At 69.3% G+C, this 10,256-nt stretch carries 8 protein-coding genes; all 8 read left to right on the top strand.

Annotated features, from left to right (window positions below; genetic code table 11):
* Window positions 1-722: 722 nt before the first annotated feature.
* The 8 genes from larC (at window position 723) to HNQ61_RS26405 (ending at window position 9,676) form a co-directional block, all read left to right on the top strand.
* Window positions 723-1,889, top strand: a complete 1,167-nt coding sequence (larC, locus tag HNQ61_RS26370) for a nickel pincer cofactor biosynthesis protein LarC (protein WP_170035577.1) — start codon at window positions 723-725, stop codon at window positions 1,887-1,889.
* Window positions 1,890-1,965: 76 nt separating this feature from the next.
* Entirely contained in the window at window positions 1,966-3,231 is a 1,266-nt protein-coding gene (locus tag HNQ61_RS26375; protein WP_170035578.1) for a tetratricopeptide repeat protein, read from the top strand.
* A gap of 559 nt (window positions 3,232-3,790) precedes the next feature.
* Window positions 3,791-4,360, top strand: coding sequence for a putative signal transducing protein (locus HNQ61_RS26380; RefSeq protein ID WP_170035579.1), 570 nt, complete (start codon window positions 3,791-3,793; stop codon window positions 4,358-4,360).
* A gap of 647 nt (window positions 4,361-5,007) precedes the next feature.
* Window positions 5,008-6,501, top strand: a complete 1,494-nt coding sequence (der, locus tag HNQ61_RS26385) for a ribosome biogenesis GTPase Der (protein WP_170035580.1) — start codon at window positions 5,008-5,010, stop codon at window positions 6,499-6,501.
* Window positions 6,498-7,151 carry a glycerol-3-phosphate 1-O-acyltransferase PlsY gene (gene plsY / locus HNQ61_RS26390; protein ID WP_170035581.1) on the top strand — a complete coding sequence of 218 codons (654 nt, stop codon included), beginning with the start codon at window positions 6,498-6,500 and terminating at the stop codon, window positions 7,149-7,151. The genes der and plsY overlap by 4 nt, the downstream gene beginning before the upstream one ends.
* On the top strand, window positions 7,148-8,152 hold the full coding sequence (locus HNQ61_RS26395; RefSeq protein WP_170035582.1) for an NAD(P)H-dependent glycerol-3-phosphate dehydrogenase: 1,005 nt from the start codon (window positions 7,148-7,150) through the stop codon (window positions 8,150-8,152). The genes plsY and HNQ61_RS26395 overlap by 4 nt, the downstream gene beginning before the upstream one ends.
* Window positions 8,153-8,157: 5 nt before the next feature.
* Window positions 8,158-8,499, top strand: a complete 342-nt coding sequence (locus HNQ61_RS26400; RefSeq protein ID WP_170035583.1) for a MerR family transcriptional regulator — start codon at window positions 8,158-8,160, stop codon at window positions 8,497-8,499.
* Between the two features lie 217 nt (window positions 8,500-8,716).
* The gene (locus tag HNQ61_RS26405; protein WP_170035584.1) at window positions 8,717-9,676 is read left to right on the top strand and encodes a carbohydrate kinase family protein; all 960 of its coding nucleotides are present in this window, start codon (window positions 8,717-8,719) and stop codon (window positions 9,674-9,676) included.
* Window positions 9,677-10,256: the final 580 nt, after the last annotated feature.

Consider the following 10,256-nt stretch of genomic DNA (forward strand, 5'->3'; position numbering starts at 1 on the left):
ATCCCCGCGCGGGCGGAATGATCCGCGTGTGGCGGAGAATGATCATTCGCTGATCATCATCCCCGATGTCATGCAGCCCCGAGACGCCATCCACGAGTGGCGTCTCGGGGCTGTTCGGTTTCCGGTGGGACTGGTTTCAGCGCGGCGGCGGGCGGGGGCCCTCACCCCGCGTGCTGCGCACGACGACCCTCTCCCACGAACAGATGTGGGAGAGGGAGCACACACCAGTTTCGTGCGGATCGGATGGTTTGGCGCGGCGGCGGGCTCCCCCCTCCCCCCAGCCCCCTCGCCCCCGCAAGCGGGGGAGGGGGAGCCGTTCGGCGCGGAGGCGGGTTCGGCGTGCGTTCCCGCTGTTGGAGCGGCGGATTCATTCGCTCAACAGACCCCGCTCACGCGACGAACTCCGCCCCATGCGCCGAACCCCCGCCTCCCCAACCCTCCCCCAGTCTTTTTTGGGGGAGGGTGGGCCGGTGGTGCCGGCCCGGGTGGGGGCCGCCCGCGAACTCCGCTCCCTGCGCGTAAACCATCCGCCGCGCTCGCGTGTCATCCTCCGCCAGCATCGGGGGAGTCCGCGGCGCGTGGTTTGACGGCACCGCGCTCCCCGCCTACCTTGGCGCGCTCTCAACCCGCCGTGCCGCAGCACGCAGGCTCGCTCCGGCGGCGCCGGCCGCGGCGCGGTGCGTCACGACCGGCCGGCGGGCCGGCCCTGTACGGAGCACGGTGTGTACGGACTGATCTTTGACCCGTTTGCGGGCGCCAGCGGCGACATGACCGTCGCCGCCCTGCTGGACCTGGGACTGCCGCTGGAATGGCTGCAGTCCTTTGTCGCCGACCTCGACCTGGGCGACATCCGCGTCGGCGCCGAAAAGGTGGACCGCAAGGGCATCTCGTGCACGCGCCTGCTGCTGGAACTGCCGCACGAGCACGCGCACCGGCACCTGCACCACGTCGTAAAGATCATCGAGGGCACCCGCGTTCGCCCCGAAATCCGCGACCGTGCGGTGCAGGCGTTCACGCTTCTTGCTGAGTCCGAGGCCGCCGTTCACGGAACCACCGTGGATCGCGTGCACTTTCACGAAGTCGGCGCGCTGGACGCCATCGTGGACGTGCTCTGCTCGGTGGCCGGGTGCTACGAGCTGGGCGCCACCGAGTTCTACACCCGCCCCGTGGCCCTGGGCCGCGGCTGGGTCGACATGGCGCACGGGCACTTTCCCGTGCCGCCGCCGGCCGTGCTCAAGCTGCTGAGCGGCATTCCCGTGCGCGACCCGGAGTTCGAGGGCGAGTGCACCACCCCCACCGGCGCGGCGCTCATCAAGGCGCTTACCGGGGGCGCGCCGCCACCGGTGACGTTTACGCCCGTGCGTGACGGCTTCGGCGCGGGAACGCGCGATCCCAAGGACCGGCCCAACTGCCTGCGGCTGGTGCTGATCGAGGGCGGCTCCGCGTCCGGCGACGTCGTGGTGCTGCAGGCCGACATGGACGACCTGCCGCCGGAGTACGTGCCGGGGCTGCTGCAGGCCGTGCTGGACGCGGGCGCGCTGGACTGCACCGCGCAGCCCGTGGCGATGAAGAAGGAGCGCACCGGCGTGCGCATCGAAGCGCTGGCGCTTCCCGCCGCGCGCGAGGCGGTGCAGGCGGCGCTGTTCCAGGCCGGCACCACCATCGGGGTACGCTGGTGGCTGGCCAGCCGCGAAGTGCTGCCGCGGCGCATGGATACGGTGACGTGGCGCGGGGAAGCCATCCGCGTCAAGCGCTCGCGGCTGCCCGGCGGCGGCGAGCGCGCCAAGGCCGAGTTCGAGGACGTGGCCCGCGCCGCGGCCCGGCTGGGCATGAACCCCCTGGAGGCGTACCGCGCGCTGCTGGCGGACGGCGTCGCCCGGGAAGACTGAGCCGGAACCTTCCGGCGCACGCGGGCCGCTCCGCACCGGGGAGCGGACCCCCTTTTTTCACCGAGGGAGAATGCTGATGAAGATCGATCGTGGCCTGCTGATGACGCTGGGCGCCGCTCTGACGACCGCCGCCTGCGCCACCGCCGGCACCGGCGCCACCGCCCCGTCCGGCCCCACGACCACCGTCGCGCTGCCGCAGGTGACGTGCGCGCCGGGAACGTTTGCCGGCACCCCCACGCTGGACTCCGCCGCCGTGGCGCTGGCGACCATCGAGGCGATGTCGGACCAGTCGCAGCACGCGGCGCTGTACGCCCGCGCGCTGGACCAGGCGCGCCGCGGCACCACGACGGACGCGCAGAACGCGTACGGCTACTTCCTCGCGGGCCAGGCCGCCGTGAACACCGGCGCCTTTGCCGAGGCCGTCACGTTCTACAACCGCGCCACCGAACTCTGCCCCGCGCTGGCCGAGTACGACATCAACCGGCAGCGCCGGCAGGGCGCCAACCTGGCGTTCAACCGCGCGAGCTCGCTGCTGCAGGCGCAGGACACGACGGCCGCGCTGACCGCGCTGAACGCCGCCGCGTCGCTGGATCCCACCATGCCGCAGCCGCACTTTACGCTCGGCCTGGTGAACTTCACCCGCCAGAACACGGGCGAGGCGGTCCGCCACTGGCGCCGCACGGTGCAGCTGCTGGAGTCGCTGCCGGCCGACAGCTCCGCCGAGGTGAACAGCAACCGCGCCGACGTGCACAGCAACACGCTTAACGCGCTGGTGCTGGCCGGCGTGCAGTACCTGCAGCGCGACTCGTCGGCGCAGGCCGCCACGCTGCTGGAAGAGATGATGCGCCGCCTGCCCAACAGCGCCGACGCGTCGTACCACTACGCCCTGGCGCTGTACAACCTGGAGCGCTGGCGCGACCTAGTGCCCGCCGGACAGCGCGCCACCACGCTGGCTCCGCTCAGCAACGGCGCGTGGCTGCTGTACTACAACGGCTTCGCGGGCCAGGCGCAGGCCGCCTCCGAGGCACGCCAGACGGCGCAGGCCAACGACTTCAGCCGCCAGGCCGCGGCCATCCGCACGCAGTCCGAGGCGCTTCCGGTGCAGCTTGACCGGGTGCAGCTGGACGTGGACGACACCGGCACGCAGATCCGCGGCGAAGCGGTGGGCAATGGTCCCACGGCGCCGGTGCAGGTGGAGTTCACGGTGTACGGAGTGAGCGGCCCGGTGGGCACGGGGCAGGTGACCGTCACGCCGCCGGCCCGCGGCCAGCGCGCGCCCTTCCAGCTGACCATCGCGAACACGTCGCCCATCAGCGGATACAGCTACCGCGTCGTCCGGTAGAACAAAAGTAGTATCAAGGATCAAGTGCCCAGAGCCCGGTTCGGCGCTGGGCACTTTTCTTTGAGGATGCTGATCCCGCGTCAGAAAAATCGTGGGTGTCCCGAGCGCCCCTCCGGCGGTTGAAACCGCGCCTCGAAAAGCACAAAGCCCGCCTTCGCGGGCGGCGGCCGAAGCTTCGGTCTGTTCCGCACCGGGAGTGGAAGACGGGCCCCACTTCTTTTGAACCGCATGGCTTGCGACGGGGGGAGTGCCAAGTCCCAGGTGCCCGGCGCACTCTCCGATCCAGGCACTCGGCCCGGGGGCTGGGCACTTCATCCTGGGCACTTGATCCTGAGCACTTCGATTCCCTCCCGCACTCCCGCACTCACGCACTCACGCACTCACGCACTCCCGCACTCACGCACTCACGCACTCACGCACTCACGCACTCACGCACTCACGCACTCACGCACTCACGCACTTCCCCTCCCCCTCCGCACGCTTCTTGCTTTTCGCCCCGCCAGACCCGTTCCGTGCCGCGCGCAGAGCGCCGGCGTCCCCGCGCCCCAGGACTCGATCCGTGTCCGTCCAGACTCCCGAAGTCGAAGCCATCCACACCGTCATCAACTGTCCGCGGTGCGGCGCCGACCACGCCGACAGCGACGGCTGCCCGTCGTGCGGGCTGCTGAGCGCGCCCGTTCCCTGCGCGCCCGGTTCGGCCACGTCGGCCACGCGGTTCCGCTGCGTCATCTGCGGCGTTCCGGTCTGCGGGGGAGAGCCCTCCGGCACGGATGCCGCCCTCTGCGAGCTGCACGAGGACATTCCGGTGATCCAGGGATGGGCCCAGGTGTACACGACGAGCGACGAGATCGAGGCGGGGCTCATCTCCGAGAACCTGCGTGCGGACGGGGTGGATTCGCAGCTGTACACGCAAAAGGATGACAACTTCCCGGTGGATCTAGGCGAGCTGAGCATCATCCGCGTGCTGGTGCCCTCGTTCGATTACGAGCGCGGGATCGAGATCATCCGCTCGTACATGAACCAGAGCGGCGAAGTCGGGTTCGCCTGCGCCAACTGCGGCGAGGTGTACGAGCCCGGCGCCGAGGTCTGCACCAACTGCGGCGCCTCGCTCATCGGCGAAGCGGAGTAAGGACGGTCCCGCGCGGCTCCGATCGATCTTGGAGCCGCGCGGTGTTTTCCGGGATGTCTCGGGTGATGGCCCGGTGCAGCGGGGCGGGCTCCACGGCGGCCCCCACCCGGGCTCGCATTACTCGCCCACCCTCCCCCAAAAAAGACTGGGGGAGGGTTGGGGGAGGCCCGATGGTTCGGTGCACACCAGCGAGTACCGGGCGTGAGCGGATGCCGTTGAGCGAAAAAATCCGCCGCGCAAGCAGCGGGAACCCCCGATCCACGGCCGCGGACGCTGCACGGGGCCTCGGGATCCGGTGTGAGAGTTCTCCCTCTCCGTGCGTCTGTTTGCACGGGGAGGGCCGGGGAGGGGCCCGCGAGGCGTGAGACGCGAGCCCAACCCTCTTCCGCGCCGAACCGCTCCCCCTCTCCCGCGGAGCGGGTGGAGGGGGCTGGGGGGAGGGGGCCCTCGCCGTCCGCGCCGGGCTGTCCGGGTCGCCTGGCCCCATCCGCCCGCCATCCCGCTATATTGATCTTCCGGGAAACGCGCGCGGCACCGCGGGGAATGCTCCCGATCCGCGCCGTGATACGCTCCGGCCTTGTTTCGGCGTTGCCGCACCAGCACTTTCAAGCCGGCATCGTCCTCTTCATCCAGAACCAGCACAGCCCGTGAAGCTACCCGTTGTCGCCGTCGTAGGGCGGCCGAACGTCGGCAAGTCCACTTTCTTCAACCGCGTCCTCGGCGAGCGCATCGCCATTGTCGAGGACCGGCCCGGCGTAACCCGCGACCGCAACTTCGCCCGCACGGAGTGGAACGGCCGCGAGTTCTACCTGGTCGACACCGGCGGCATGGTGGAAAACTCCGACGAGCCCATGGACCGGCTGATCCGCGACCAGGTGCTCACCGCCATCGCCGAAGCCGACGTGCTGGTGCTGATGGTGGACGGCAAGGCCGGCCCGCATCCGCTGGACTTCGCCGTCGCCAAGCACCTGCGCAAGATCAACAAGCCTTCCGTCGTGCTGGTGAACAAGGTCGACAACCTGGGCCACCCCAGCGCCACCGGCCACCACGACTTCTGGGAGCTCGGCCTGGGCGAGCCCAACCCCGTGAGTTCGCTCAGCGGCAAGGGCAGCGGCGACGTGCTCGACATCATCGTCCAGCACCTGCCGGATGTGGAGGGCGAGGAAGAAGAGGCGCTGCGCGTTGCCGTCATCGGCCGGCCCAACGTGGGCAAGTCGTCGTTCGTCAACCGGCTGCTGGGCGAGGAGCGCCTCGTGGTGTCGGACGTCGCGGGCACCACGCGCGACGCCATCGACACGCCCATGCGCTACCAGGGGCGCAAGCTGATTTTCGTGGATACGGCCGGCCTGCGGCGGCAGAGCAAGATCGACCACGGGGTGGAGTTCTACAGCTCGCTGCGTACGGAACGCGCCATCGAGCGGGCGGACGTGTGCCTCCTGCTGCTGGACGCCACCGAGCCCATCGCCGTGCAGGATCTCAAGATCGCCGAAAAGGCGTGGGACAGCGGCAGGGGGCTCATCATCGTCTGCAACAAGTGGGACCTTGTTGAAAAGGAGACGATGACGGCGCCGCGGTACGAAAAGGAAATCCGCCAGCGCGCGACGTACCTCCAGTGGGTGCCCATCCTGTTCACCAGCACCCTTACCGGCCAGCGCGTGCACCGCACGCTGGAGCTGATCGCCGAGGTGCAGGACCAGCGCAAGCGCCGCATCCCCACGCACCAGGTGAACGAGACCCTGCGCGCGCTGGTGATGAGAACGAAGCCGCCCGCACACCACGGCCACCCGGTCAAGTTCCTGTACGGCACGCAGGTCAGCACCGAGCCGCCGACGATGATCCTGTGGGTGAACAACCCGGAAGGCGTCACGACGAGCTACGAGCGCTACCTGCAGAACGGCTTTCGCGCGGCGTGGGGCTTCACGGGCTCGCCACTGGTGCTGCGCATGCGGCGCCGCGACGACGAGCGTGACGGCGGGCGCCGCAGGCAGGGCGTGGCGCACTCACCGGAGGAGCCGGAAGAGGAGGTGCCGTTCCAGTACGTCTACGAAATCGGTGACGGAGACTCGGACGACGACTTCGAGTTCGGCGGCGACGACGAGGCGTTCGAGGACGAGGACGACGGGGACGAGGACGGCCGGTGAGCCCCTGGCTGCTCGTCGCCCTGGCCTACCTGCTCGGCTCCATCCCCTTCAGCTACATCGCCGGGCGGATGGTGAAGGGGATTGACCTGCGCGAGCACGGCAGCGGCAACCTGGGCGCCACCAACACGTTCCGCGTGCTGGGCGCCAAGGTGGCGGCTCCGGTGATGCTGTTCGACGTGCTCAAGGGCACGTTGCCGGTGGCGCTCTTTCCCCACCTGGAGCACACGAATGACTGGCGGTGGCAGCTGGCGTACGGCGCCGCCGCCATCATCGGCCACGTGTTCTCCATCTACATGCGCTTCAAGGGCGGCAAGGGTGTGGCCACCAGTGCGGGGGTGTTCCTGGGACTGTCTCCCGTGGCGCTGGGCGTGGCGTTCGCCGTGTGGCTTGTCGTGCTGAAGATGACGAAGATGGTGTCAGCGTCTTCCATCTCCGGCGCGCTGGCGCTGATCGTTGTGCTGCTCATCGTTCCGGAGCGGACGGAAATCCGCATTCTGGGATTGGCGGTGGCGGCATTCGTGATTTTTGCGCACCGGTCCAACGTGGGGCGCATTCTGCGCGGCACCGAGCCGCGCTTCGGGGCAAAGAAAGAGCCGGAAGCCACGGTGGCGGCGGCGGCGGTCACGGCGGACGGGGAGAAGGTGGAATGACGTCGCGGGCGGCGGTGGTGGGGGCGGGAAGCTGGGGGACGGCACTGGCCAACCTGCTGGCGGGCAAGGGGATCGACACCGTGATGTGGTCGTACGAGCCGGACGTGGCTCAGGCCATCAACGAGGGTCACGCCAATCCCAAGTACCTGGAAGGGATCGGGCTCGCCCCCTCCCTTCGCGCCACGACGGACATGGGCGAGGCGCTGGACGGGGCGGACCTCGTCCTTTCCGTCTCCCCGTCGCACGTGGTGCGGCAGGTGATGTCGCAGGCCGCGCCGTTCATGGCGGATGGCGTACTGCTGGTGAGCGCCAGCAAGGGGATCGAGAACGACTCGCTCCTGACGATGGACGGCGTGCTGGCGGAGGTTCTGCCCGCGTCCACGGCGCATTCGGCGTGCTTTCTGTCCGGGCCCAGCTTTGCGCTGGAAGTCGGAAAGGGGTTCCCGACGGCCGTCACCATCGCCAGCAAGGACGAGGACGCCGCCAACCGCGCGCAGGCCGCCTTTCAGACCTCCGTTTTTCGCGTGTACACCAGCGACGACGTGGCCGGGGTGGAGCTGGGCGGATCGGTAAAGAACGTGATCGCCATCGCGGCCGGCGTGGTGGAGGGGATGGGGTTCGGCTTCAACACGCAGGCGGCGCTCATCACCCGCGGGCTGGCGGAAATCACGCGCCTGGGGCAGGCGCTGGGGGCCGATCCGCGCACCCTCGCGGGGCTGGCCGGCATCGGCGACCTGATGCTTACGTGCATGGGCGGGCTGAGCCGCAACCGCACCGTGGGCGTGGAGCTGGGGCGCGGGCGCAGCCTGGACGACATCCTGGGCGGCATGGTGATGGTGGCGGAGGGCGTGAAGACGGCGCGCTCCGCACGGGACCTGGCGCACCGCACGGGGGTGGAGATGCCCATCGTGGAGGCGGTGCACGACATGCTGTTCGCGGGGCTGGATCCGCGGCGCGCGGTGGAGCAGCTGATGCTGCGCGAGCCCAAGGCGGAGCACTGAGCGCCATGAAGCGCCCGCAGCGCGAGTTCTACAGTATCGGCGAGGTCTGCGAGCTGTTCGACGTAAAGCCGCACGTGCTGCGGTACTGGGAAACACAGTTTCCCGCGCTGTCGCCGCCCAAGAACCGCTCCGGCAACCGCGTGTACCGCGCGCGCGATCTGGAGCTGATCGCGCTGATCCGCCACCTGGTGCACGACGAGCGGTACACGCTGGAGGGCGCCCGCAAGCGCATCGACGAGTTGCGCCAGGAGGGTGCCGCGTCGCAGGAAGCCGCGCGCGCGCTGGAGCGCTCCTTCGTCCGCTCCCTGCGCGCCGAACTCGAAGAAATCCTCACCCTCCTCGAGTAGCGCCCGGAAAAGGTACTTGCCGGCCCCGCACCGGCCTGGTGTGTGCTCCCTCTCCCACGCTGTTTGTGGGAGAGGGTCGTCGCGCGGAGCTCGCGGGGTGAGGGCCCCCGCGAGCCATGCTTGAGCCCCGCACTCTCGTACCTTCGTACTCCCGCACTTTCGCACCGCCGTTTCGCACTAACGCACTCACGCACACAGCACTAACGCACTTCTTTTGATGCGCCTCGGAGTTCTCGGCACCTTCGTCTGGGATACCATCTGGACCCTCTCGGACCGCGAAACCGGCCGCCCGTTCGAGACGTGGGGCGGAATGGTGTACTCGCTGTCCGCCGCGGCCGCCGCGCGTCCCCGGGGCTGGGAGATCGTTCCGCTGGCCCGCGTCGGGCACGACCTGGAGGACGAGGCGCGCCGGCTGATGGCCAGCCTTCCCGGCGTGTCGGCCGGTCCCGGCGTCTTCATCGTCCCCGAGCGCAACAACCGCGTCGAACTCCACTACATCGACGCCGCCAACCGCGACGAGGTGCAGATCGGCGGCGTGGGCGGATGGACGTGGGAGGATCTTGCGCCCCGCGTGGCCGGGCTGGACGCGCTGTACGTCAACTACTTTTCCGGTTCCGAACTCAGCCTGGAAGTGGCCGAGCAGCTTCGCGCCGCGTTCGACGGGCCCATCTACTGCGACCTGCATTCGCTGTTTCTCACACCGCCGGGCAACGGCGTGCGCCAGCGGTGCAAGCTGCCGGAATGGGAGCGGTGGGTGGCGTGTTTTGATGCGGTGCAGTTGAACGAAGAGGAACTGGGCGAGATCGGCGGGGCGGGGGAAAGCCGGGAGCGGCGCGCCGGGCGGGTGCTGGATGCCGGACCCGGGTTGGCGCTCATCACGCTCGGCGAGCACGGCGCCGCGTCGGGGCGGCGCCTGGGGTTTTCCGCGGACCCGACTTCCTGGCCTGGCGAGCGCGGCTCCGAGCGCGCGGGGCTGTCGTTCGTAGATCATCCCTCTTCTCCGGTGACGGGCGATCCAACCGGGGCGGGAGATGTGTGGGGGATTACCTGCTTCTGCGGCCTGCTCTCCGGGCTGTGCCTGGAGGATGCGGTGCAGGCGGCGCACCGGATGGCGGCCCGCAAACTCGGCCACCGAGGCGCGTCCGGCCTGTACGATCACCTGGTCGCGAGCCCCTGATCCCTCCCTTGTGACGCGCGGTTTTGTGCGTCCGCCGATTCCGCAAACAGACGCGCGGCAGGTGGTGTGGCGGCCGGCTTCGGTGCCGTATGCGCGACGATCCGTGCGGCGGATGGCGTGTGACGTGTGGAGTGGATGATGAACAGCCGCGTGCACCGCGATCCATCGTCCGCGAAACCCGAAAGGTGTCCCCTCCAAAAAACGCGGATGAACTCAGCGCGGGCGCCTGCCAGTGGCACCGTCCGCCGTCTCCGCTCGGTAGCTGCGCCTTCGCTGCGGATGCTCAGCCTTCGCCTGCGCCCACGCCAAACGACGCCGCACGCGCGACACTTTCCGCCACAGTCCACGAAGGTGGACTTCGTGCTTTTCCAGCGGCGAATTCATTCGCTCCTGTATTGGCGGACGCACCGCGGCTGGTCGAACCACGCCAAAGCCGCTCCCACAGTCCACGAAGGTGGACTTCGCGCCGTTGTTGCCGCGACTTCAACGCTTGGTGTGAGTTTCTCACCAGCCGAGCAGATCGGCAAAAGCGAGCGGCTGTCGTCCTAGCTGCCTGTTGATCAAGATGCAGGCGTTGTGA

The sequence above is a fragment of the Longimicrobium terrae genome (genome assembly GCF_014202995.1).
Classification (GTDB): domain Bacteria; phylum Gemmatimonadota; class Gemmatimonadetes; order Longimicrobiales; family Longimicrobiaceae; genus Longimicrobium; species Longimicrobium terrae.